This window comes from Pseudomonas sp. FW215-R2, from assembly GCF_058789255.1.
The window spans coordinates 76,070-99,839 of record NZ_JBYTBO010000015.1 but is presented as its reverse complement, the minus strand read 5'-3'; the positions used below and the strand labels follow the sequence as shown (position 1 = coordinate 99,839).

Genomic DNA, 23,770 nt, shown 5'->3' with positions numbered 1-23,770 from the left:
TCATTCGTGAACGAGGCTGTTTGATGTCCAGGTTGCCGATCTCCCTGCTGTCCATGGCGTTGCTGATGGGCGGCTGCTCGCTGATTCCCGACTACCAGCAGCCCGCGTCGCCCAGTGCGGCGCAGTATCCAAAAGGCCCCGCCTACCCTGCGCCAACCCAGGCCACCAGCGCGGTCGAGGACTGGCGCGGATTGTTCAATGACCCGGCGTTGCAACAGTTGATTGAGAGCGCGCTGGTCAATAACCGCGACTTGCGGGTCGCCGCGCTGAACGTCGAGGCGTTCCAGGCGAAGTACCGCATTCAGCGCGCCGATCTGCTGCCGGCGGTCTCGGCCAATGCCAACGAACTGCGCCAGCGGGTGCCGGCGAGCGTGACCAAAACCAAAGCGGCGATCACGTCGACCTACTCCGCCAACCTTGGCATCAGCGCCTACGAACTGGATTTCTTCGGCCGGGTGCGCAGCCTCAGCGATCAGGCGTTGATGAGCTGGCTGGCCACCGAAGAAGCCCGGCGCAGTGCGCAACTGAGCCTGGTGGCCAACGTCGCCAATGCCTACCTGACCTGGCGCGCCGACCAGGAGTTGCTGGCCCTGGCCCGAGAAACCCTCGCTGCCGACGAGAAAAGCCTGCGTCTGACCACGCGCAACCGCGAGGCCGGCAAGTCCTCGGCGCTGGATCAGATCCAGGCGCAGACCAGCGTCGACAGCACCCGCGCCAGCCTCGCCCGCTATCAACGCCAGGTCGCCCAGGACTTGAACAGCCTGACACTGCTGGTCGGCGCGCCGGTTCCTGAAACTCTGCCGGCACGTCCGCTGGACAGTGATCTGGTGGCGCAAGTGCCGGCCGGGTTGCCGTCGGACCTGTTGCAGCGCCGGCCGGACATTCTCCAGGCCGAATACAAGCTCAAGGCGGCCAATGCCAACATCGGCGCGGCCCGGGCGGCGTTCTTTCCCAGTGTCAGCCTGACCGCCAACGCCGGCACTTCCAGTCGCGACCTGTCGGGGCTGTTCAAGGGCGGCTCCGGCGCCTGGACGTTCCAGCCGCAGATCAGCCTGCCGATCTTCAACGCCGGCAGCCTGCGCGCCAGTCTGGATTACGCGAAATTGCAGAAGGACATCAGCGTCGCCGAGTACGAAAAGACCATTCAGACCGCCTTCCAGGAAGTGTCCGACGGACTCGCGGCGCGCCAGACCTACCAGCAACAACTCCAGGCCCAGCGTGATCTGGTGCAGGCGACCCAGGACTATTACGACATGGCGCAGCACCGCTATCAGACCGGCGTCGACAGCAGCCTGACGTTCCTCGATGCCCAGCGTTCGCTGTTCAGCTCCCAGCAAGGCTTGATCACTGACCGATTGGCGCAACTGGTGGCGCAAGTGAACCTGTACACCGCGCTGGGCGGCAGCTGGAGTCCGGTTGAATCGTCTCCGCAATAACCGCAGGTCATTTTTTCTTACACCTTTTGTCGCCCGATCCGACATTGGTTGGTGATCAAAAACCGACCTGGCGGTTCATTTTGGTATCATGCGCCGCTTTTACGGTTAACCCCCCGCCTGTCTTGCTGACCGGCGGGCTGCAAAGGGCGGTATTAGATGACGGCTTTGTTGACTCGCCGCAAGGTGCTTGCGGGAATGGGCGTGCTCGGTCTGGGCCTGCTCGCCGGCTGCGACACCCGTGGCCAACTGTCGTACAAGTACGGCAAGGATCTGAGTGACAAGATCCTCGGACGCACCTTCAAGCTCAAGGACACTGAAGGCAACACCGTGACGCTGTCGAGCTTTCGCGGCCTGATGCCGATGATCTTCTTCGGTTTCACCCAGTGCCCGGCCGTCTGCCCGACGACACTGGCCCGCGCGGCAAAAATCAAGAAGCTGATGGGCAAGGATGGCGACATCCTGCAAGTGGTGTTCATCACCCTCGACCCGGAACGCGACACGCCGCAAATCCTCGACGCCTACGTCAAGACCTTCGACCCGAGCTTCGTCGCCCTGTACGGCACCCTTGAGGAAACCAAGGCCACCGCCAAGGAATTCGACGTCTTCTACGAAAAAGTCCCTGCCGGCGACACCTACACCCTGTCGCACACGTCTACCAGTTATGTCTACGACACCCGCGGCAACCTGCGCGTGGGTCTGTCCCAATCGCTTTCTGCACAAGAGTGTACGGAAGACTTGCTTACCGTCATGGAGGTCTGCTGATGAACCCTTTTCTGAACAACATCAAACGTGCTGCTCTGGGCCTGTCCCTGCTGGGCCTGGCTTTCCAGGTTTCGGCGCAGACCAAGGTCGATGACGCCTGGGTCCGTGCAACCGTGCCAAACCAGTCGGCCAGCGGCGCGTTCATGACCGTCACCGCCGACAGCGACAGCAAGCTGCTCAGCGTTGCATCGCCGGTGGCCAAAGATGTGCAGATTCACGAAATGACCATGAAGAACGACGTCATGAGCATGGGCCCGGTCAACTCGGTCGACCTGCCGGCCGGCAAGGCTGTGAAGTTCGATCCGAACGGCTACCACGTGATGCTGATGGGCCTGAACGGTCAACTGAAGGAAGGCGACAACGTGCCGCTGACCCTGACCGTCGAAAACGCCAAGGGCGAGAAACAAGCCATCGAAGTCCAGGCGCCGGTGCGCTCGCTGACCAACATGGAAGGCCACGATCACAGCAAGATGCATTGATCGCTGTCTGACAGATTTAGGGCTTCAAAAAACAAACGGGGCGGCATGATCGACGATCATGCCGCCCCGTTTGCATCTGGATGTCAGACCAGTTTCAACTCGACTTCGATATTGTTGCGCGTGGCCTTGGAGTACGGGCACACCTGATGCGCCGCATCCACCAGTTGCTGCGCCGCGCCGCGTTCCATGCCCGGCAGGCTCACATTGAGACGTGCCTGCAACAGATACCCTCCCGAGTTGGTGCCCAGGTCTACTTCGGCATCCACCGCCAGGTCCGCTGGCAGGCTGATTTTCTGTTGCCCCGCCACCGCTTTCATCGCGCCGATGAAGCACGCCGACCAGCCGGCGGCGAACAGTTGTTCCGGATTGGTCCCACCGCCGTTGGTGCCGGGGGACGATAGCTTCACATCGAGAATCCCGTCGGAACTGCGCGACGCCCCGTCACGTCCGCCGGTGGTGTGGGTCTTTGCGGTGTAGAGGACTTTTTCGATCTGGCTCATGGCGATCTCCTGAATGAATAACAGCAGATTGTTCACTCGGCGCCTCCCGTCGCAGCCTTGAGGTGCGCCAACCCGTTTCACACAGCCCTCTCACTATAGACGCGGGTTTATTGCTCACCCGGGCAACGGACGTGCGGGCAACCGCCTTCGTTATCCGGCCAATGAATGCAGAGAAGTGATCGGGCACGACCCTTATGGAAAGCATGCTTTACATCGGAAATATCTTAAGCGACTATGTAAAGCGTCTTTTACATAGGAGTTTGGACATGAACCGATTCAACCGAGAGATGGCTGCGGCAATGGTCCTGTACGCAGTGGTGCTGCTGGCATCGCAATCCGCGCTGATTTATCTGGCGCATGCCAACGCTTACCTGCGCGGCGTCATTGTGCTGATACCCATGATTCCGGTCGGCTTGTTCTGCTGGACGGTCGTACGCGACATGCGACGTCTCGACGAAATGTACCTGCGTATCCAGTTCGAAGCCCTCGGCTTTGCATTCGCCGCATCGGCCCTGCTGACCTTCACTTACGGTTTTCTGGAAACGGTGGGCGCCCCGCATATCCCGTGGTTGTGGGTCTGGCCGGTGATGGGCGCGATGTGGATGATCGGCCTGCGCATCGCCCGGCGCCGCTACCAATGAAGAACCGCCTCAAGGAACTGCGCGCCGAGCGCAAATGGTCACAGGTGGATCTGGCCGAACGTCTGAACGTTTCGCGCCAGACCATCAATGCGATTGAAAACGAACGCTACGACCCGAGCCTGCCTTTGGCGTTCCAGATTGCCCGGGCGTTCGAGATGCCGATTGAGAGCATCTTTGATGACTCGGTGAGTTGATACGAAAAGTCCGCCCGTCAGCACAGGCTGCCGGGCGGACTGTTCACAAATGACGACTGTTCAACTCCCCGCCCCGCCATGCGCCTCTTCAAAGAAATAATCCTTCCAGCTGTCCGCCTTGTTTTTCAGCACACCCAGCTCCTGCAACTTCTCTGCATATATGTAGGTGCGTTGCGGTACCACGGTGAAATCGATTTCCGGATCGGTAACGATTTTCTCCACCAGCGCCAACGGCAACTTCGACTGTTCAACACGAATGTAAGCTTGTGCGGCCGCAGGCTTGTCGGCCTTGATGATCTGCTCGGCCTCGACCAGTGCGTCGTAGAACGCCCTGTAGGTTTTCGGGTTTTCGTCGTGAAATTTTTCCGTGGTGTACAGCACGTTGAATGTGGCCTGGCCGCCGAGCACATCGTAGGAACTCAGCACTTTATGCACGTTGGGATTCTGCAACGCCTGGTACTGGAATGGCGGACTGGAGAAATGTGCGTTGATTTCCGAGCCGCCGGCGATCAACGCGGCCGTGGCATCCGGGTGCGGCAGGCTGACGGAGATGTCGTCGAATTTCTTGTATTGGTCATTACCGAATTCTTTGGCCGTTTCGATCTGCAGCGTGCGGGACTGGAAACCCACGCCCGCCGCCGGCACGGCGATGCGATCCTTGTCGCTGAAGTCCTTGAGGGTTTTCACGTTCGGGTTATTGGTCAGCAGGTAGTTGGGCATCGAGCCCAGCGAAGCGATGGCCTTGACGTTCTGTTTGCCCTTGGTGCGATCCCACACAGTGAGCATCGGTGGCACGCCGGCCGAGACCACATCCAGCGATCCGGTCAGCAGCGCTTCGTTCATGGCGGTAGCGCCGGAAATGCTGTTCCAGTCGACCTTGATGTCCAGCCCCTGAGCCTTGCCGTGCTTCTCGATCAGGTGCTGATCGCGCACCACATCCAGAATCAGATAACCGATACCGAATTGCTGGGCGATGCTGATCTTGCCTTCGGCTTGAGCAGTGTTGCCGAGCAGAGCGCCAGCCAACGAAGCCGCCAGCAGCGTCAGTGCAGAACGTTTGAACGGTAGGGCCATGACAACCTCGCAGTGATTTTCTGGGAAATCTGTGAGGCGGGACTCTATCGCTATAAAAAACGAAATTTAAATACCGTTATCGCATATTGATATCATCTGAAAATCAGGCTTCCAGAAAAGCCTGCAAGTCCGCTCCCAAGCCATCGAACACCGCTGAAACCCGTTGAACCCGGCGCATGTCCTGATGCATTGCAATCCACACATCCACCGTAAAGTCCACCTGACCGGGCAGGACTCGCACCAGTCCATGTCGCTGGGCCAGTTGCCCAAAACTCACGCCAATCCCCAGACCCGCGCGCAACGCCGCCCATTGCGCCAGATGATCATCGGTGCGGATGGCCGTGTGCTCTGCCGAACAATCGAAGCCGCGCGCACATAGAAACTCGATCTCGCCCCCATGACGATCCGGGCCGATCAGCGGAAACCGGCGCAAGTCCTCAACCGTTTCAGGCACGCCCTGCTCCGCCAGCAATTCGGGTGTGACGTAGAGGCCCACGTGCAGATCGCCGACCTTGCGCGCCACCACCGAAGCTTCGGTCGGACGGCGGATGCGCACGGCTACGTCGGCCTCCTGCTGTGAGAGGGTTTGCAGACGATTCGACACGTTCAATTCCAGCGCCAATTGCGGGTGTTGCTGACGCAGGCGGCGCAACATCGGCGGCAGGATCTCGACGCCCAACAGCTTGCCGGCGGTCAGGCGCACGGTGCCGCTGGTTTGCGCCACGTCAGCGGAAGCGGCGCGGTTGAAAGCATTGGCGGCCAGGGCCATGGCTTCGACGTGACCGATCAACTCCCTGGCAGTCTCGGTCGGCAACAGCCCCGAGGGTGATCGAATGAACAGGCTGACGCCGACACTCTGCTCCAGCGCCTCGATCCGCCGCCGTGCCGTGGCCTGGGCAATGCCCAGCAAGCGCGCGGCGCCCGACAGACTGCCGGTGCGCAGTACCGCGAGAAAGGCGCGCTGGGTTTCCCAATGAAGTTGTGGAGCGTTCATACATTTCCTGTGAGCGGTTGGGCAGTTTTGGCCGATGTTCATTCACCGGGGTCTGCGGCATGCTGCGCGAGCATACCGCACGGGCCTTGCGCCCGGCATCGAACCCGCAGTTGAAGGAGCCTTGCCCATGACACTCACCGGCCAATGTCGCTGCAGTGCCGTCCGTTATCAGTTGAACACCGAAGTGCCGCCGGCCATCTACGCCTGCCATTGCACGGATTGCCAGACCTGGAGCGGCAGTGCCTTTGCACTGCATGCCCTGCTGCCCACCGACGCCCTGACGCTGACCGGACCGTTGGCCACTTATGCCTACGATCTCAATGGGCAACACGCCGAACATCAGCTGTGCAGTGTCTGCCATACGCGTCTGTGCAACACCACCACGGCCGCACCGGGGATGAGCGTTCTGCGCGCCGGCACGCTCGATGAAAGCCGCTCACTGCAACCGATGGCACACATCTGGGTCAGTCACAAACAACCCTGGCTGACGCTGCCCGAGGGGCTGCCAAGCTGGCCGCAAAGCCCGACCCCGCAGGCCTTCGGCGAAGCCCTCATGGCGTACGCTGGTTGAACCAGGTTCTGAGCCCGTCGGCGTTCGACGACAAGCGTTTCGCGGTGTCCACAAACGGCGTGACGATCAGGCTGTACACCGTCAGATAACGTGTGCGGTCTTGCTCGCCCGTGCCGAAGCGCAAGACTTCGGGTTTTGAAGTGGTGACGTACAACGTGCCGAACATCCAGTCCCACAGCGACAGGTTGATCGCGAAGTTCTTGTTGAAATGTCGCGGTGCGTCGCTGTGGTGGATCTGGTGCTGGGCCGGGCTGTTGAGCACGTGTTCGACCTTCGGCCCGAACGACAGCCAGACATGGCTGTGCCGCAGATTGGCCCCCAGGCTGTTGATGATCAGTGCCAGCCAGGTCACGCCGAACAGCGTGTAGCGGCTGACCTCCCCGCCACAGGCATACCAGACCACGCCGGCAAAAGCGCCAAGGCCGGCGGTGATGACGACTCGTTCGAAGATCGATTCGACGATGTGAATGCGGCTGGCGGTGGCCGGCACCAGCACCGGTGCCGAATGATGGACCTTATGAAATTCCCACAGAAAACGGGAATGAAAGGCGCGGTGAATCCAGTAGTGCAGGAAGTCCCTGAACACAAATACGCCGAGGCCGTACAACAACGCGATCGACGGATGATCCGAGACTTGCTCGCGGGCGCCCCAGAGTCGGGTGAAAAACTGCACGTAGTCGCCTGAGCGCAGGATATGCGGATCGACCAGCGCCACGACCGGCAACACCAGCGCGACCCGCAGAATGCCCTTGATGAAATAGTAGCGATAATCCAGCCACGCCGAGCGATGCCCATGCACGCGACCGCCGCCAAGGAACTGCCAGAAGGTGGGGGCCTCGGTCAGGCCTCGGGATTTTCTGTAGCGGAACAGACCATAGGCCACGCAATAGGACGTGAAGATAAACGCCACGCCAATGCGACCGTTCAGATCGAACAGGCTGAAGAACTGCTCGGCGACCGGTTCAATCAGCAGTCGGTGCAGATAAGCGTTGAGTTGCGTGAGGACATCCACGGAGGCTGGTCTCCATCAGAGGTCGGGCATTGTAAATCGCAACGTTTCGCAAATGCAGCTGAAAGGGATCAAAGGCGTAATAAACAGCCTGAAACAATTAATCCCCTGCTCCGGTACGCCGGAAAAAGCCTTCCGCCACCCCTGACATGAACGCAGGTCTGGGCCTCAGGCATTTCGCCGTGATCGCACAGCCGTTCGACAGCGGATCAGCTTCGCGTTTAAAAGGGCGATCAGACAGCCCACCCTTGGTATCATCGCGCACACTTTTATGACGGTTTGATGGCTGGAAGGTCTTTTTTGTGAGCGCTCTTTTTCAACGGCTTCGGCACCCCGACGCCCGTCTTCTCTCTCTGGTTTTTCTGGTACTGATCGTACCGGTGTGCCTGCGTGCGGCACTCGGCTGGTCGAGCCTGTTCGGCTATCTTTCCGACCTGGCCATCGGCAGCCTGCTGGTGGTCCTGCTGCATCGCCGGCCGTGGTGGCTGGGGTTGCCGGTGCTGGTGTTCTGGGGCTTGCTGGCGGTGGCGACAGCTGAACTGGTCAGCGCGGTCGGGCGCCTGCCCAATCCCCAGGACCTGCATTACCTGATCGACCCGCAATTCGTGGAGAACTCCACCGGCGGCGGTTTTGCCCATCCGGCGGTGGCCGGCGCATTGCTGCTGGCCCTGCTGCTGTGGCTGGCGACGCAGTGGGCAAACCGCGCGACTCCCGCCCCGGCCCTGCCCCGCGCGGCGTGGACGGCACCGGTGTTGCTGTTCGCCGCCCATTGGGGCGCACAGAATCTCTCGCCGAGCGACGCCGACCCATGGCGCCTGTACAACCTGCCGCATCAGTTGCTCGCCGCGCAGGTCGCCGACGCACAAATGCAGGCCGAGGAATGGCTGGAAGGTGGCAGCGACGCACCAGCGCCCTCGATGGCCGGACTCACCGACCTCGACCTGAATGGTCACTCGTTACTGGCAGCCAAAGGTCAGGCGCGCAATGTCCTGATCGTCACCGTCGAGGGCATTCCCGGCGCCTACATCCGCGCCAATCGCGAGGCGATCGGCAGCCATTATCAGGAAGACCTGATGCCCAAGCTCAGCCGCTGGGCCGAGCGCGGCATGAACACGCCGGACTACGTGCTGCACACGCACCAGACCATTCGCGGCCTGTACGCCATGCTCTGCGGCGATTACGACAAGTTGAACAACGGCACGCCCAAAGGCGTGGAAATGCTGACCCAGAACGAACGCAACCAGGCCTGCCTGCCGGCCCAGTTGCGCCAGAACGGCTTCAGCACTCACTACCTGCAAGGCGCCGGCCTGCGCTTCATGGCCAAAGACAAGATCATGCCGCACATCGGCTTCGATGCGACCCATGGCCTTGAGTGGTTCACCAACGCCAACTACCTGGAATTCCCGTGGGGCAAGGACGACAAGGCCTTCTTCGAGGGCGCGCTGGGTTACGTCGGCCAACTGAAGAAACAGAAAAAACCATGGATGCTGACCCTGCTGACCGTCGGCACCCATCAGCCCTACTCCGCGCCGGATGAATACCTGCAACGCTACGACACGCCGAAGCAGGCAGCCGTCGGCTATCTGGACGACGCCCTGGACCAGTTCCTCAGCGGCCTCGAACGTCAGGGCGTGTTGAAAGACACGCTGGTGGTGATCACGTCGGACGAATCCCATGGCATCGATGGCGTGCGCCTGGCGTCGTCCTGGGGATTCAACCTGACCCTGGCGCCGGAACAGGCCCAGTTGCCCTACCTGAACGCAGGGGTCTACGGACATGTCGATTTGAGCGCATCGATTCTCGACTACTTTGACCTGCCGGTCCCGGCAGCACTCAGTGGCCGCTCGCTGTTTCGCGACTACGATACCGGTCGCGAAATCATGTCGTTCACCAACGGCAAGCTGCGCTACCACGACGGCCACGGCATCCTGACCGAGTGCGACATGCCGCGACGTTGCCGCGCTTACGCCAGCGAAGGTTTCATCGCCGAAAGCGCCACGTTCAAGGGCAATGCCAGCGGCCAGAATGCCCGGCAGATTGCAGCCCGCGCCGATGCGCTGGACCTGTCGCTGCTGCGCACCCCGCTGAACCAGCGCTATCAGTTTGGCAGCGACAACATCATCCCGCTGCAAGCGCAGATCAAGGATGACTGGGCCGACAACCTGATCGGCGCGCAATACCTGGAAATGCCCAAGGGCTCGCACACCCGCGTGCGTCTGACCGTGCGCTCGATGGATCCGCAGCAGGCGGCGTACATCCAGCTCAAGGCCAAGGAGTTCGAACAGGACGTGCAACTCGGCCTGCCTTCGGAAATGGTCGCAACGGCGGACCAGCCGCTGGAAATGGATTTCAGCTTCGACAACCCGCAACCGCGCAAGGCCTTCTCGTTCCATTTGCTGGGTTATGGGCTGGGGGCGGTGGAGGTCACGGACTTCAGCGTGATCACCGAGCTGCCGGGGCAACAGGATCTGCGGGAGGAACTCCCGGAAGACGACACCGCTCAGTCGAGCTGATGTCGACGCCAGCGTCGCGCGATTCGCGGGACGCTGGCGCAAGATCGCGGGGAACGATCAGAACGTGGTGCGCAGGCCGACCTGAATGCTTCGCCCTTCTGCCGGCGCAATGTCGCGCAGGATCGAGCTGGCGTAGCGCACAGTCTGGTTGGTCAGGTTCTCGGCATTGACGAAGGCCAGCCATTTGCTCTGGCCGACATCAAAGTGATACCCCACATTCGCACCCAGCGTGGTGTAGCCATCGGTGCTGCTTTCATTGTCCGGCACCCGATGCTGAGCGCTGGCGTGCTCCACATCGATCCGCGCCTGCCAGCGATCCAGCTCCCAGAGCAGACCGGTGTTCAACCGCAGCGGCGCAATGCGCGGCAGATCCTGACCGTTGTCGAGGTTCTTGGCGCGGGTGTAGTCGCCCGACAATTCCAGCGCGAACTTGCCGTAGGCGCTCTCGCCGAGCTGCCAGCGATCCTGGGCCTCGATACCGCTGAAGCGCGCACGGACACCGGAATAGGCGTATTCGGGAATTCCGCCCGCGTCCTCTTCCCCTTCGTCATTGAGCGTACGCCCGGTGCCGAGCAAGCCGATGTAATTGGAGAAGTGGCTGTAAAACACGCCCACGCTGCCCTTGTGCGTGCCGTTGTCAAAACGCAGCGCCAGATCGCTGGAGACGGCTTTTTCCTTCGACAGGCCCGCATCTCCGACTTCATACGTACCGGTCGCGACGTGGGCGCCGTTGGCGTACAGCTCGTAGAACGTTGGCGCCCGTTCGGTGTAGCCCAGCGTGGCGGCGACCGACCAGATCGGCGTCAGTGTGTACACCGCGCCGGACGACAGGCTGCCGGCGGTGAAACTGCTGGAGCGGTCGGCATTGGCGAAACGCTCGTTGCCTTTGGCGTCCGGGTCGACCGTGGTGTGCTCCAGGCGACCACCAAGGGTGAACAGCAAGCGATCCGTGGCTTGCAGCTCTTCCAGAACGAACAGTGCACCGGCGTTGGTGTCGGTCTGCGGCACGAAGGCTTCTTCGCCCAGCGCCGAGAATTCATTGCGACTGACCTGTGCGCCGATCACTCCGTTGAACGGCCCCAATGGCTGGTGCCGAGCCTCGACCCGCGCTTCGTAGCCCTTGTTCTTGAACGTGGTACCGACCTCGCCGCCCTCGATCTCTCGGTGCTGGTAATCGGTGTAGCCGGCGTCGAACTTGACCGAGCTGAACGGGCCTTCCAGGTTGCGGATTTCCGAGGCGAACGCGTAGTGCTCCTGCTGCATGCGAATCCGCACGTCGTCTTCGGCCGGTGAGCCGTAATTGGAGTCGTAATTGCTGTACGACAGCCCCGCATAACCGTCGTCCCAAGTGTAAGACCCGCCCACCGCGCCGCCGTCCTGACGACCGTCGCTGTTGGCCAGACGATGCTTGCTGGAATCGCCATCGTCGCCCGCCCGTTCGCGGCTGCTTTTGGCGTAGCCGGGGATTTTCAGGTCATTGAACTCGCGGGCGCTGGCGTCCAGGTGCAAGGCGAACTGGCCGTTGCCGGCCTCGAGTTTCCCCGCGCTGCTGCGGGTGGTGTCGGCGCCGCCATAGCGCAGCTCGCCGGCACCGTGGATGCCGTCGATGGCTTCGGTCGGGATGCGGTTGTCGAAGGTGTTGACCACCCCGCCAATCGCGCTGCCGCCGTAGAGCAACGCGGCCGGGCCACGGACGATTTCGATGCGTTCGACGTTGACCGGGTCCAGCGGCACGGCGTGGTCGTAGGACAGCGACGAGGCGTCGAGCGCGCCGACGCCGTTACGCAAAATTCGGATGCGATCGCCGTCCTGCCCGCGAATGATCGGGCGACTGGCGCCCGGCCCGAAGTAGGACGACGACACGCCCGGCTGTTTGTTCAGGGTTTCGCCCAGGCTGCCCTTCTGCTGCAGCGTCAGCTCATCGCCGCTCAACACCGTCGAGGGCGAAGCCAGGCTCTGGCTGCCCAGCGGATTGCCGGTGATGACTTGCGGTTGCAGTTCGAGGGGTTCGGCGGCGAATGCGGGCAATGCGATCAGCAACGCAGACGCCAACAGACTTGGCTGGAAAGAGGGAAAACGGGAAGGCATTTCTAAATTCCGTAAGGCAGAAAAGTAAGGATCGATGCCACTGCCACACGGACAGGTCAGTGACATCGATCAGATGAAATCATTTTTATGTTATACAATAACATTTCCAATGACCATCACGATTCTTGCCTCAATGCTTACAACAACCGCTCAAGCACGGGTCTTCCAAAGGAGCACCCGGTCATTTCCCCCGTTTCGGTCTGCCGTCATCAATGTCGTAGGTGTGCCCGATCACGTACCTTCCCAAAGGCACCGCGCCACGACTCTGCTCGTAGTATTTCTGCCAGTAACAGGCCGTGCTCCAGATCGCTTCGGGGCAGGAAACCTTTGAAGCCAGGCCCGGCGTCAGATCAAGTTGAGCGGCGGAAAACGCCACCTCCAGCATGCACGCCGAAGGGAAACCCATGTCTTCGTGCACCGGATTGGGGGTTCGCGAAACACCCCAGGCATACGCCAGCCATTTGAGAATGTGCTCCAGGGCATCGAGGCTGTTGCGATCGATCATGAACCTTTTCAGCTTCGACACCACGTCGCGCTGATCGACCGGAAACGCCAGCAACGCCAGATTCGGCCATTCGTCCTTGTTCGACAGAAACGCCAGATCTTCCTCCACCACACCGTTGCGCTCGGTCGCGAACGGTCTGGCTGGCTGAATCAAAGGCACGTGAAAGACCTTGGCGCCTGACAAGCCGTCATCTTTGATCTTGAGCAGAAAGCAGTCGGACCAATAGGACGGCAACCGGTCATTACGCAGGGCCGACTGGGCAATGCGCACCCGCGTGGCCAGTTGATCCTTGCCCCCGGCCAGCACGAGCAAGGTGGTTTTCTTCAGATCCGGCTGGCCGAGGTCCTTGAACGCACGCTCCAGCCATCCATCGTTACTCTCACTCCGGCGGCGCTCCTGCTCGACGATCTCCGGGTTGCGTCCGCTTCCACTGCGATTTTTCAACATGGTTTTTGCCTCTTGAGTCGAACCTGTGCAAAACGTGGTCAATGCCGAGGGGTGAGACGAATCGTCTCCAGAGCGCGAGGCGACAGGTGGCCGCCATCCAGCGGGTACAAGGTGATGTTCATGTCGACACTGCCACCTCCCCGCAAAAAGTTGATCGTCAGGACGACGTTGCCTGAGTAATGGTCGACCCATTTCGTCTGGAAGCGTTTGGCGTCCAGATCCGTAACCGGTGGGTCGGCCTTGGTCGGCGGTCCATCGATCTGGCAAACCGGCGAGCTGACCACTTCAAACAGGCATTCCTGTCCGGTCTTGGTCCAGGTCGCCCTGGAGATGGTGCTGTAATGCACATCGCCACTGAGAAACACCACCGGGATGCCCGCCTCGCAGACCGTGCGCAGCACCCGAAGGATGATGCCGAACTGCGCGTAGCTCTGCAGATCCGAGTCCGCCCATTCGGAGTACCAGGGCGGTGCCTTGGAAAACAGCGTCTGTCCGGCGGCCAGTACGCCGATGGTCAGTTTGCCGGCGCGGTGATCGTTCAGCAGGTCGTTTTGCCACTGCACCAGATCGTCTTCGGTGGCCTTGCTCATCAAACCGTACCGGCCATCGTAAGCCCCGCCCGGATCGCGATCCGAACGAGTGTCGAGCAAAATCATGCGCAGCGGATCGACCTCGATTCGCTGCGCGCCCTGATGGGATGCGGGGTCACCGCCCAGTTGAAAGTCCTCATACAGATTGCGCCCGGCACTGGCGAGCATCTGCCGGCTCTGCGCGGTATAGGTGCAAGGCAGCCAGGGCGAGAAATGCGGCGCGTTGTTCCAGTATTCGTGATCGTCGGGAATGCAGGCCGTGGGCGCCAGTTGCAACAGCGGGTCCAGCCCGTTGATCTGCTTTTCCCTCGAGAGCCAGTGCTTCGCGTACTTGTCGCCCAGCATCCGCGAGAGCGCCGGTTCGTTTCCTGGAAGGTCTTCGTGCAGCGGCAAATCCAGGTACACCTGATCGCCGGCCAGCAACACCATGTCCGGGCGCGATTTGAGGCGCGATTGCAGGCTGGCGAGCGCGCCTTTGTCGTTCTTCTGGTAATAACAGGAGGCCAGCAGCATTGTGAAACCGCCGGCAAACGGTTCAGTCACCCGGGCGGGCATCTCCCGCAAGCGAACGGACGACGTTTCTCCCGCCAGGCTGACAACCACCACATGATCCCCGGGCCCCGGCGATTGCAGCTCGAAGACACCCTGATGATTGGCTGGACTGTTGCCGGAACCGGCCTGGCGCTGCTTGTCGCGCACCTCGAAGAACACCGCCGGGCCCACCGTCGCAGCCGGCGTACCGTCGATGGTGAATCGGGGAACCGGCGGATTGATTACGCCAAAGGCACCCACCCAGACCCGGAATATCCCCGGTGGGCCAATCAAAGGACGGGCAGAGAGCATCATGCGAACCTCCTGGTCATCACGTCGGGTGTCCCGAACCGCGCTGCGTCTTGCTGATATCAGCGTAGTAGCAAATCCGTCGAAGCAACCGGTAAAAGACTTTACCTATCAGGCACCAATAGTCGGCCTATTAGCTGACATTCCCAGTCGGGTCTAGCCTTACTAATCCGAAGTCGGCACGAGCCGGCCGCAGAAGACCTGATAAGGACCCGAACATGGCAAATGAATCGAAATGCCCGTTCAATCACGCCGCCGGCGGTGGCACGACGAACCGCGATTGGTGGCCGAATCAACTGAACCTGAAAATCCTGAGTCAGCACTCGCCCGCCTCCGATCCGCTGGGCCAGGACTTCGACTACGCCAAGGCTTTCAAAAGCCTGGATTTCCAGGCCCTGAAACGCGACCTGACGGCGCTGATGACCGACTCCCAGGACTGGTGGCCTGCCGACTTCGGCCACTACGGCCCGCTCTTCATCCGCATGGCCTGGCACAGCGCCGGCACCTATCGCACCGCTGACGGCCGTGGTGGCGCCGGCTCCGGCCAGCAACGCTTCGCCCCGCTCAACAGCTGGCCGGACAACGTCAGCCTCGACAAGGCCCGGCGCCTGCTGTGGCCGATCAAACAGAAATATGGCCGCAACATTTCCTGGGCCGACCTGATCGTCCTCACCGGTAACGTCGCGCTGGAATCCATGGGCTTCAAGACCTTCGGTTTCTCCGGCGGCCGGCCCGATGTGTGGGAGCCGGACGAAGACGTCTACTGGGGTTCGGAAAACAAATGGCTGGGCGGTGACACCCGTTATGGCAAACACCCCGAAGCCACGCAGGAACCAGGTGACGGCACCCTCGTCGCCGAACCCGCCGAGCACGGCCATGAACAGAGCCGCACCAACCAGGGCGAACGCAATCTGGAAAACCCGCTCGCCGCCGTGCAGATGGGCCTGATCTACGTGAACCCGGAAGGCCCCGAAGGCAATCCCGATCCGGTGGCCTCGGCCCGAGACATCCGCGAAACCTTCGCCCGCATGGCCATGAACGACGAAGAAACCGTCGCCCTGATCGCCGGCGGCCACGCCTTCGGCAAGACCCACGGTGCCGGCCCTGCCGATAACGTCGGGCCGGAACCGGAAGCCGCCGGCCTGGAAGAACAAGGCCTGGGCTGGAAAAGCACCTTCGGCACCGGTAAGGGTGGCGACACCATCACCAGCGGCCTGGAAGTGACCTGGACCACCACCCCGACCCAATGGAGCAACAACTACCTGGAAAACCTGTTCGGCTTCGAGTGGGAACTGACCAAGAGCCCGGCCGGCGCCCACCAGTGGAAACCGAAAAACGGCGCCGGGGCCGGCACCATTCCCCATGCTCATGACCCGAACAAGCGCATCGACCCGACCATGCTCACCTCCGACCTGGCCCTGCGCTTCGACCCGGCCTACGAGAAGATCTCACGGCGCTTCCTGGCCAATCCCGATCAACTGGCCGACGCCTTCGCCCGCGCCTGGTACAAGCTGATCCACCGCGATATGGGCCCGCTGTCACGCTATCTCGGCCCGGAAATGCCGCAGGAAGAGTTGCTGTGGCAAGACCCGATCCCCGAGGCCAACCATCCACTGGTCGACGACAGCGATATCAGGGCACTGAAAGGCAAAGTGCTGGCGTCGGGGCTGTCCGTTTCGGAACTGGTCTCCACCGCCTGGGCGTCCGCGTCCACCTTCCGTGGTTCGGACAAACGTGGCGGCGCCAACGGCGGACGTCTGCGTCTGGCACCGCAACGCTTCTGGCAGGCCAACCAACCCGAACAACTGGACAGGGTGCTCAAAGCCCTCGAAAGCATTCAGAACGAGTTCAACACCGGGGCGTCAGGCAAGAAAGTCTCGCTTGCGGACCTGATCGTGCTGGCCGGCAATGCCGGGGTCGAACAGGCGGCGAAAAACGCCGGCCATTCGGTCACGGTGCCCTTCTCGCCCGGCCGTACCGATGCGACTCAGGAGCAGACCGACGTCGAGTCGTTCGGCTTCCTTGAACCGCACACCGACGGCTTCCGCAACTACGCCGCCAACACTTACCGCGTACCGGCCGAAGCGTTGCTGATCGACAAGGCACAACTGCTGACGCTTTCGGCGCCGGAACTGACGGTACTGGTCGGTGGCCTGCGCGTGCTGGACACCAACGTCGGCAAGACGAAGCACGGGGTGTTCACCGACAAACCCGGCACCCTGACCAACGACTTCTTCCGCAACCTGCTGGACATGGGCGTGGAGTGGAAACCAACGTCCAAAGCGGCGGATGAGTTCGAAGGTCGCGATCGCAAGACCGGCGGCGTGAAATGGACGGCAACCCGGGTCGATCTGGTGTTCGGTTCCAACGCGGTACTGCGGGCACTGGCGGAGGTGTATGCCAGTTCCGATGCGAAGGAACAGTTCGTCAACGACTTCGTTGCCGCGTGGGCGAAAGTGATGGACCTGGATCGGTTTGATCTGCGCCAATAAGGGCTTTTTACCCACCCACAAAAACGCCGCTCATTGAGCGGCGTTTTTTATTGCCCTGAAAAGACTTCAGGCAAGGCTTTTGCTGACCACCTCGTACACATCGCTGGACAACTGACCCGACGCCAGAATCCGCTCCAGCTCCGCTTTCATCAACGCCTGACGAGCGCTGTCGTACTTGCGCCAGCGGGTCAGCGGCGCCAATTGACGCGAAGCGATCTGCGGGTTGAAGCCGTTCAGCTCGATCACCAGATCCGCGAGGAAGCGATAGCCCGAACCATCCGCCGCGTGGAAGTTGATCAGGTTCTGCCCGGCGAAGGCACCGACCAGTGCACGCACTTTGTTCGGGTTCTTGATGTTGAACGCCGGGTGCTGCATCAGGGCTTTGACCCGTGCCAGACCGCCCGGCAAGGTGCTGCCGGCCTGCACGCTGAACCACTGATCCATGACCAGCGGGTTGTCCTTGAAGTGCTCGGCGAAACTGGCCAGCGCCTTGGCCTTCTCGTCTTCGAACGGCGAGTTGACCAGCACGGCCAGCGCGGTGAGGCGCTCGGTCATGTTGTCACAGGCGTCGAACTGTTCCAGTGTTGCCGCCAGCACTTCTGGCTTGCCGCTGAGCATCAGGTACGACAGCGCGATGTTCTGCAGCGCGCGACGGGCGAAATGCTCGGCTTCGGCCACGTACGGGGTCTTTTTCGACAGCTCGCGGTTGGCCTGATAACGCTGCCACAGGGCTTCGAACAGGTTGTCCGCCAGTTGCTGACGAGCAAATTCGCGAGCGGTGTGGATCGCCTCGACATCAGCGGTTTCGCTGATTTCGGTCAGGTACGCCTCGCTTGGCAGCGAGAGCATTTCCGCGACCATCGCCTGATCCAGCGTCTGGTCAGCCAGCACAGTGCGCAGAGCGGAAATCAGACGTGGATCGAGCACCAGGCTTTCGCCCTTCTGCTGTTGGCCGATCAACTCTTGCAGCACCTGCACCGACAGTTGCTGACCGGCATCCCAGCGGTTGAAACCGTCGCTGTCGTGCTGCATCAGGAACATCAACTGGTCGCGGTTGTACGGGAAGCTCAGTTTCACCGGCGCCGAGAAACCACGCAGCAAGGACGGCAGCGGCTGTTCGGCGATGTCGACGAAGGTGAAAGTCTGCTCGGCTTCGGTTACCGAGATCACTCGGGTAGTGCCTTGGGCCGAGGCTTCACCAGCCAGACGCAGGGCGATTTCATTGCCCTTGCTGTCGAGCAGACCCAGTTCCACCGGGATCACGAACGGCAGCTTTTCAACCTTGTCCGGGGTTTCCGGGCAGCTCTGACGGAAGGTCAGGCTGTAGGTTTTCGCGGCGGCATCGTACGACTCGCTCACCGCCAGACGCGGCGTACCGGCCTGGCTGTACCAGCGCTTGAACTGGGTCAGGTCGACGCCGTTGGCATCTTCCATGGCCTTGATGAAGTCGTCGCAGGTCACGGCCTGGCCGTCATGACGTTCAAAGTACAGATCGCTGCCCTTGCGGAAGCCTTCGGCGCCCAGCAGGGTGTGGATCATGCCGACCACTTCCGAGCCCTTTTCGTACACGGTCAGGGTGTAGAAGTTGGAAATCTCGATGAAGCTGTCCGGGCGCACGGCGTGGGCCATCGGGCCGGCATCTTCGGCGAACTGGTGGGTACGCAGGTACGCCACGTCCTGAATACGCTTGACCGTGGCCGAGTTCATGTCGGAGGAGAAACCGGCGTCGCGAAACACCGTGAAGCCTTCCTTGAGTGACAGCTGGAACCAGTCGCGGCAGGTCACGCGGTTGCCCGACCAGTTGTGGAAGTATTCGTGGGCGACGATCGCCTCGACCCGCTGGTGCGCGGCGTCAGTGGCGGTTTCGGCACGGGCCAGCACGGCGCTGGAGTTGAAGATGTTGAGGCCTTTGTTCTCCATCGCGCCCATGTTGAAGTCGTTCACGGCGACGATCATGAAGATGTCCAGATCGTACTCGCGACCGTAGACCTCTTCGTCCCAGCGCATCGACTTCTTCAGGCTGTTCATGGCGTGCTGGCACTTGTCGATGTTTTCCGGCTCGACATAGATGCGCAGCGCCACGTTGCGCTCGGTCATGGTGGTGAAGATGTCTTCAACGCACCACAAGTCACCGGCCACCAGCGCGAACAGGTAGGCCGGTTTCATGAACGGGTCTTCCCAGGTCGCCCAGTGGCGGCCGTCTTCGCCGGGGCCGCTGGCGATCGGGTTGCCGTTGGACAACAGCACCGGATAGCTGTGCTGCTCGGCGACCACGGTGGTGGTGAACTTGCTCATCACGTCCGGGCGGTCGAGGTAATAGGTGATCTTGCGGAAACCTTCGGCCTCGCACTGGGTGCAGAACATCGTGCCGGACTTGTACAGGCCTTCCAGTGCGGTGTTGGTTTCCGGGTGGATCTTGACGCTGGTGTCGACCGTGAAGGTTTCGCTGGCCGGTTGCAGGGTCAGGTGGTTTTCGGTCAGTTGGTAATCGTCAGCGCTCAGTTCCTGGTCTGCCAGGGTCACCGAGAGCAACTCCAGCTGCTGGCCATCGAGCACCAGCGGCGGCAGGCCCGGGCCACGGGCCGGGTTGCGGCGCATCACCAGTTGCGCGTGGACCAGACTGTGGTCCTCGAACAACTCGAAGGTCAGGTGTGTTTCATCGATCAGGTACTCGGGCGCCTGATAGTCCTTCAGGTAAATCATCTTCGGTTGTTCGGTGCGCATGCTGAAGTCCTTATTGATGCACGGCGAGCTGATAGGCCGTGTACTTGCGAATGTTGATCACGCCGGTGTCGAAGATCAGGTACTGACCCTTGATCCCCAACAGCGTGCCTTCGGCAATCGGGTTCTTGTCCAGGTTGAAGCTGACGATCTTGGCCGGGTACTGCTCGACCGGGTAACGGATTTCCAGCGGCTCGACGTCGGTCACCGGCTGAATCGCCTGCAGACCGAAACGCTCCTGCAAGCCTTGCAGACCTTCGGCGCAGCTGTCGAACAGTTGATCGCGCACCTGCGCCAGATCCACCGCCGCTGCGTCGCCCTTGAGCAAGGCGCGCCAGTTGGTCTTGTCGGCCACCTGACTGCGGAACAGGTCTTCGACGAAACCGGACTGCTGCCGCGTGGCGACGCGCATGATCGGCAGCGCCTGACTGGCACCCTGATCGAGCCAGCGGGTCGGCAGCTGGGTGGCGCGGGTGATGCCGACCTTGATCCCCGACGAATTGGCCAGGTAGACGACGTGGTCGGTCATGCAGAACTTCTCGCCCCACTCCGGTTCCCGGCAGGTGCCGGCGTCAAAGTGGCAGCGCTCCGGACTCATGATGCACACGTCGCACTGGGCCAGTTTGGTCATGCACGGGTAGCAATAACCCTGACTGAAACTGGTCTTGGTCTTGCGCCCGCAATGGGTGCAGTGAATCGCCCCCAGATATTCCAGACGCACCGTCGTGCCGATCAACGGGTTGACCGGCACCTCGACGTCATCCAGACGAAACGCGTATTGCACGTTCGGCCCGTCCAGGCGCGCCGACATTTTGCTGATTGCACCGCGGCCAATCTCGATCAATGGATGGCGTCCGACTTGAACAGGATGTTCGGCACTTCGATCGACTTCGACGCGCACTCCTGCGGGCCCATGTAACCGGTGCGCTCTTCCTCGGGCAGGTTCTGCATTTCCCAGGCGATCATCGCCTGCAACGACAGTTCACGCTGCTCGGCGGTGAGTTTGCCGCCGTCGGACCATTTGCCGATCTCTACGGCCAGTTTCAGGCTCTGGTAGATATCCGGGGTGATGTTCTTGATCAGGTCGTTAAAAGAGGACATCAGGGTCTCCGTGCTCTTTATCCAAAAAATTCAGGCGGCCAGTTTACGGCGGTTATACAAACCGCCCAACAAACCGGTGAAGCATCCGATGAGTAACCCGCCGACGTGGGCGGCGTTGGCGATTTCGCCGAAGCCGATCATCGAGATCAGCCCGGACATGCACACCAGCAACCACACCAGCATCATCACCAGCACGCCGCGCGGCAGGCGATAGGCCGGGTTCGGCGCCAGCAACTGGAAGATCCAGCAGTGACCGAGCAACCCGTAAAGTACGCCGGACAGACCGCCGAACAGGCTCGGGCCGCTCCACGCAAATTGCGCATAGTTCGACACCAGGCTGAACAGCAACGTCAGGCCGATCAGGTTGACGCTGCCCTGACGCGACTCGATGCGCCGCCCCAGTTCCCAGTACCACATGCCGTTCATGGCCAGGTGCAGGATGCCGAAGTGGATCAGCATCGGCGTGAACAGACGCCACCACTGCCCCGCCGCCAGGCTGTCGGCCAATGGCGTGAAGTGGATGTAGTCGCCGATTACACGGAAATCGAGGAAGGTCAGCCAGCGCATCGTGTCGAGGTTGTCGCCCAGATACGTCAGCCCGCCGACCAGCAGGCTCAGCAACAGAATAAAGCCGGTGGCCTTGGCGTGTTTCAGTTGTTCGGCGAAGCTCGGACGCTTGAACGTCGGCGCTACCGGAATATCCAGTTGCTGCTCCGGGTCACCTGCCGGGAAGCGCTCGTACAGCGAGCGCACGTCATCGCTGATTTCCGACGGCACCCACAGCACTTGCTCGCCCGACTCTTCGCTGACGCGGTGAGGCACCTGCATCCGTTGCAGCAGTTTGACGAAACCGCTCAGGTCCGCCGCCAATGGCAGACGCAATACCGCTACCGCGCTCATCGCAGCACCTCCGGCCGCTCGACATCGACCCAGACAAATTTATGCGGATCGAGGCGGGTTTCCTGATCCAGACGATAGGCCACCAGTTTGCCGTAGAGCACCGCGCTGTAATCCAGGCACGCGAGGTTCGGGCGGATCGGCGCCGGTTTGCCGCTGCGCCAGTAGTGGCCGACAAACAGCAAAGGCTCATCGACGCCGTAGCGCAACAGGGAATTCTTTTCGCTGGACGTCAACGGCTTCTGCGCCACCGGTTCCGGCAAGGCGTCGGGCTGGAACACGATGTCGCCGTAGGTCTGCGGATCGTCTTCCCAGAACTTGGTGCGGAAGAACGAACGCACCAGGCCGTCGCCGCTGGTCATGGTCAGGCCATCGGGCAGGCGCATGTCGGTGCCGCGCAGCAGGCGATCGAACACGGTGCAGGCGAAACTGCCCGGCACGGCCGACGCCTGGAGGAAGTGTTCATCGATGCAGCCATCGGGGAACAGCGCGCGCAACGGCTCGATCAGGCCGGCATCCCAGCAGGCATGCACGACCCGGAAACGCCCGGCATCGACGAACAGTGGCAGTTTATAGAACCACTGCTGGAAGTCGTGCCAGTCGCCAGGATGGTCTTCGAACTGGGTCAGAGTTTCGTGCAACAGACGAGCATGGCGCGGCGTGTGCTCACGCACGAACTGCTTGCCGCTGCCCGGAGGCGCCGGCGTGCTCCAGCCCAGCGCGTTGAACTCGTGGTTGCCCATGATGCACAGCGCCTGACCGGCCTCGACCATGTCGTGGACGATGTGCAGCGCCTCGCGAATCCGCGGGCCGCGGTCGATGATGTCGCCGACGAACACCGCCATACGCGAGGGGTGCCGCCAGACGCCTGCCTGTTTGTGATAGCCGAGCCGGTCGAGCAGGTGCTCAAGGGTCAGAGCGCAACCGTGCACGTCACCGATCAGATCGTAACCACGCGCGGGATCGAGCATCACTCGCCTCCACCCCCCAAGCGGCTGCCCCAGCCGAGCTTGGTACGGCACACTTCGTAATAGTTGTGGTCGAGCGGATGGATCAGCCGCAGCTTCTGCGCTTTCTTGCTGACAGTGATGGTGTCGCCCGGCGCGCAGGTGAAGTGGTTCTGCCCGTCACAGGAAACTTGCGGGTAAATCTGCATATCTTTGGACACGACGATTTTCAGCTCACTGTTGCCATCGACCACAATCGGCCTGCTGGACAACATATGGGGATACATCGGCACGATCACAATGGCGTCGAGCTTGGGATGCATGATCGGGCCACCGGCCGACAGCGCATACGCCGTGGAACCGGTCGGTGTGGCGACGATCAGGCCGTCGGCTTTCTGGCTGCAGACGAACTGCCCGTCGATGTACAGCTCGAATTCGATCATTCGCGTCGACTTGCCGGGGTGCAGCACCACGTCGTTCAACGCGTCGCCCTGGCCGATCGCTTCGCCGTGGCGGCGGACTTCGGCTTGCAGCAGGAAGCGGTTTTCCACCAGATAATGGCCGTCGAGCACCTTGGCGACTTCGACTTCCAGCTCATCGGGACGTATATCGGTCAGAAAGCCCAGGCTGCCACGGTTGATGCCCAGCACCGGAATATTGTGTTTGGCCAGCGCCCGGGCGGCGCCGAGCAGGCTGCCGTCACCGCCGACGACGATGACCATGTCACAGACTTCGCCGAGCATCTTGCGCGAGGAAGTTTGCAGGCCATGACCGGGCAGGACTTCGGCGATCGTGTCTTCGAGGATCACATGCAGGTGACGATCGAGCAGAAACCGTTTCAGTCGGCGGACGGTATCCAGCACCTGGGAACTGCCCAGGCGACCGATGATGCCGATATTACGAAATTGCTCCATGGGACTCCTGCGGGGGGGCTGCAACGGCGAAAACGACGATTATGGGCGAAAGCGC

The 23,770-nt window shown here is 61.4% G+C and carries 21 protein-coding genes; 8 read left to right on the top strand and 13 right to left on the bottom strand.

Features of this window, described 5'->3' with window-relative positions; translation table 11 throughout:
- Window positions 1-23: 23 nt before the first annotated feature.
- The 3 genes from AC3WRD_RS20620 (at window position 24) to AC3WRD_RS20610 (ending at window position 2,677) form a co-directional block, all read left to right on the top strand.
- Entirely contained in the window at window positions 24-1,436 is a 1,413-nt protein-coding gene (locus AC3WRD_RS20620) for an efflux transporter outer membrane subunit (RefSeq protein ID WP_102622131.1), read from the top strand.
- 156 nt (window positions 1,437-1,592) lie between these two features.
- Complete coding sequence (locus AC3WRD_RS20615) at window positions 1,593-2,198, top strand: SCO family protein (RefSeq protein WP_102622132.1); 606 nt, start codon at window positions 1,593-1,595, stop codon at window positions 2,196-2,198.
- Window positions 2,198-2,677 (top strand): copper chaperone PCu(A)C, encoded by a 480-nt coding sequence (locus AC3WRD_RS20610; protein WP_096820559.1) that lies wholly within the window; start codon window positions 2,198-2,200, stop codon window positions 2,675-2,677. Before AC3WRD_RS20615 ends, AC3WRD_RS20610 begins: the two co-directional genes overlap by 1 nt.
- Window positions 2,678-2,760: 83 nt before the next feature.
- Here AC3WRD_RS20610 and AC3WRD_RS20605 read toward each other — a convergent pair whose 3' ends face one another.
- On the bottom strand, window positions 2,761-3,177 hold the full coding sequence (locus AC3WRD_RS20605; protein WP_085733053.1) for an organic hydroperoxide resistance protein: 417 nt from the start codon (window positions 3,175-3,177) through the stop codon (window positions 2,761-2,763).
- A gap of 266 nt (window positions 3,178-3,443) precedes the next feature.
- Between AC3WRD_RS20605 and AC3WRD_RS20600 the strand changes: the two genes are divergently transcribed.
- Complete coding sequence (locus tag AC3WRD_RS20600) at window positions 3,444-3,818, top strand: hypothetical protein (RefSeq protein ID WP_102621871.1); 375 nt, start codon at window positions 3,444-3,446, stop codon at window positions 3,816-3,818.
- Window positions 3,815-4,012 (top strand): helix-turn-helix transcriptional regulator, encoded by a 198-nt coding sequence (locus tag AC3WRD_RS20595; protein ID WP_096820557.1) that lies wholly within the window; start codon window positions 3,815-3,817, stop codon window positions 4,010-4,012. The genes AC3WRD_RS20600 and AC3WRD_RS20595 overlap by 4 nt, the downstream gene beginning before the upstream one ends.
- Before the next feature lie 60 nt (window positions 4,013-4,072).
- On the opposite strand, the gene AC3WRD_RS20590 is transcribed toward AC3WRD_RS20595, so the two are convergent.
- Together AC3WRD_RS20590 and AC3WRD_RS20585 are read right to left on the bottom strand one after the other, a co-directional pair.
- Entirely contained in the window at window positions 4,073-5,086 is a 1,014-nt protein-coding gene (locus AC3WRD_RS20590) for an ABC transporter substrate-binding protein (RefSeq protein WP_102621872.1), read from the bottom strand.
- Window positions 5,087-5,189: 103 nt separating this feature from the next.
- A complete protein-coding gene (locus AC3WRD_RS20585; protein WP_102621873.1) occupies window positions 5,190-6,080 on the bottom strand; it encodes a LysR family transcriptional regulator in 891 nt (296 codons plus the stop codon).
- A 127-nt stretch (window positions 6,081-6,207) separates the two neighbouring features.
- Here AC3WRD_RS20585 and AC3WRD_RS20580 point away from each other — a divergent pair, with 127 nt between their 5' ends.
- Window positions 6,208-6,651 (top strand): GFA family protein, encoded by a 444-nt coding sequence (locus AC3WRD_RS20580; RefSeq protein WP_102621874.1) that lies wholly within the window; start codon window positions 6,208-6,210, stop codon window positions 6,649-6,651.
- Here AC3WRD_RS20580 and AC3WRD_RS20575 read toward each other — a convergent pair.
- Window positions 6,632-7,663 (bottom strand): sterol desaturase family protein, encoded by a 1,032-nt coding sequence (locus tag AC3WRD_RS20575; RefSeq protein ID WP_102621875.1) that lies wholly within the window; start codon window positions 7,661-7,663, stop codon window positions 6,632-6,634. The two genes, AC3WRD_RS20580 and AC3WRD_RS20575, sit on opposite strands and share 20 nt — an antisense overlap.
- A 299-nt stretch (window positions 7,664-7,962) precedes the next feature.
- Between AC3WRD_RS20575 and AC3WRD_RS20570 the strand changes: the two genes are divergently transcribed.
- Window positions 7,963-10,173 carry an LTA synthase family protein gene (locus AC3WRD_RS20570; protein WP_102621876.1) on the top strand — a complete coding sequence of 737 codons (2,211 nt, stop codon included), beginning with the start codon at window positions 7,963-7,965 and terminating at the stop codon, window positions 10,171-10,173.
- 57 nt (window positions 10,174-10,230) lie between these two features.
- On the opposite strand, the gene AC3WRD_RS20565 is transcribed toward AC3WRD_RS20570, so the two are convergent.
- The 3 genes from AC3WRD_RS20565 to AC3WRD_RS20555 form a co-directional block, all read right to left on the bottom strand.
- Entirely contained in the window at window positions 10,231-12,261 is a 2,031-nt protein-coding gene (locus AC3WRD_RS20565) for a TonB-dependent receptor (protein ID WP_102621877.1), read from the bottom strand.
- A gap of 181 nt (window positions 12,262-12,442) precedes the next feature.
- Window positions 12,443-13,213, bottom strand: coding sequence for a hypothetical protein (locus AC3WRD_RS20560; protein WP_096820550.1), 771 nt, complete (start codon window positions 13,211-13,213; stop codon window positions 12,443-12,445).
- A gap of 38 nt (window positions 13,214-13,251) precedes the next feature.
- Entirely contained in the window at window positions 13,252-14,649 is a 1,398-nt protein-coding gene (locus tag AC3WRD_RS20555) for an alkaline phosphatase D family protein (RefSeq protein ID WP_102621878.1), read from the bottom strand.
- A 212-nt stretch (window positions 14,650-14,861) separates the two neighbouring features.
- On the opposite strand from AC3WRD_RS20555, the gene katG reads away from it, so the two are divergent.
- The gene (gene katG, locus AC3WRD_RS20550; protein WP_102621879.1) at window positions 14,862-17,135 is read left to right on the top strand and encodes a catalase/peroxidase HPI; all 2,274 of its coding nucleotides are present in this window, start codon (window positions 14,862-14,864) and stop codon (window positions 17,133-17,135) included.
- A 66-nt stretch (window positions 17,136-17,201) separates the two neighbouring features.
- Here katG and pepN read toward each other — a convergent pair whose 3' ends face one another.
- Genes pepN through AC3WRD_RS20520 form a run of 6 tightly spaced genes read right to left on the bottom strand, consistent with a single transcriptional unit; the run spans window position 17,202 to window position 23,715 of the window.
- Window positions 17,202-19,859 (bottom strand): aminopeptidase N, encoded by a 2,658-nt coding sequence (gene pepN, locus AC3WRD_RS20545; RefSeq protein ID WP_102621880.1) that lies wholly within the window; start codon window positions 19,857-19,859, stop codon window positions 17,202-17,204.
- A 10-nt stretch (window positions 19,860-19,869) separates the two neighbouring features.
- On the bottom strand, window positions 19,870-20,700 hold the full coding sequence (locus AC3WRD_RS20540) for a DUF2797 domain-containing protein (protein WP_102621881.1): 831 nt from the start codon (window positions 20,698-20,700) through the stop codon (window positions 19,870-19,872).
- On the bottom strand, window positions 20,697-20,957 hold the full coding sequence (locus AC3WRD_RS20535) for a YeaC family protein (RefSeq protein ID WP_007956913.1): 261 nt from the start codon (window positions 20,955-20,957) through the stop codon (window positions 20,697-20,699). The genes AC3WRD_RS20540 and AC3WRD_RS20535 overlap by 4 nt, the downstream gene beginning before the upstream one ends.
- 30 nt (window positions 20,958-20,987) lie before the next feature.
- Complete coding sequence (locus AC3WRD_RS20530; RefSeq protein ID WP_102621882.1) at window positions 20,988-21,857, bottom strand: rhomboid family intramembrane serine protease; 870 nt, start codon at window positions 21,855-21,857, stop codon at window positions 20,988-20,990.
- A complete protein-coding gene (locus AC3WRD_RS20525) occupies window positions 21,854-22,828 on the bottom strand; it encodes a metallophosphoesterase (protein ID WP_371858325.1) in 975 nt (324 codons plus the stop codon). The genes AC3WRD_RS20530 and AC3WRD_RS20525 overlap by 4 nt, the downstream gene beginning before the upstream one ends.
- The gene (locus tag AC3WRD_RS20520; RefSeq protein WP_085733063.1) at window positions 22,825-23,715 is read right to left on the bottom strand and encodes an NAD(+) kinase; all 891 of its coding nucleotides are present in this window, start codon (window positions 23,713-23,715) and stop codon (window positions 22,825-22,827) included. Before AC3WRD_RS20520 ends, AC3WRD_RS20525 begins: the two co-directional genes overlap by 4 nt.
- Between the last annotated feature and the right edge of the window lie 55 nt (window positions 23,716-23,770).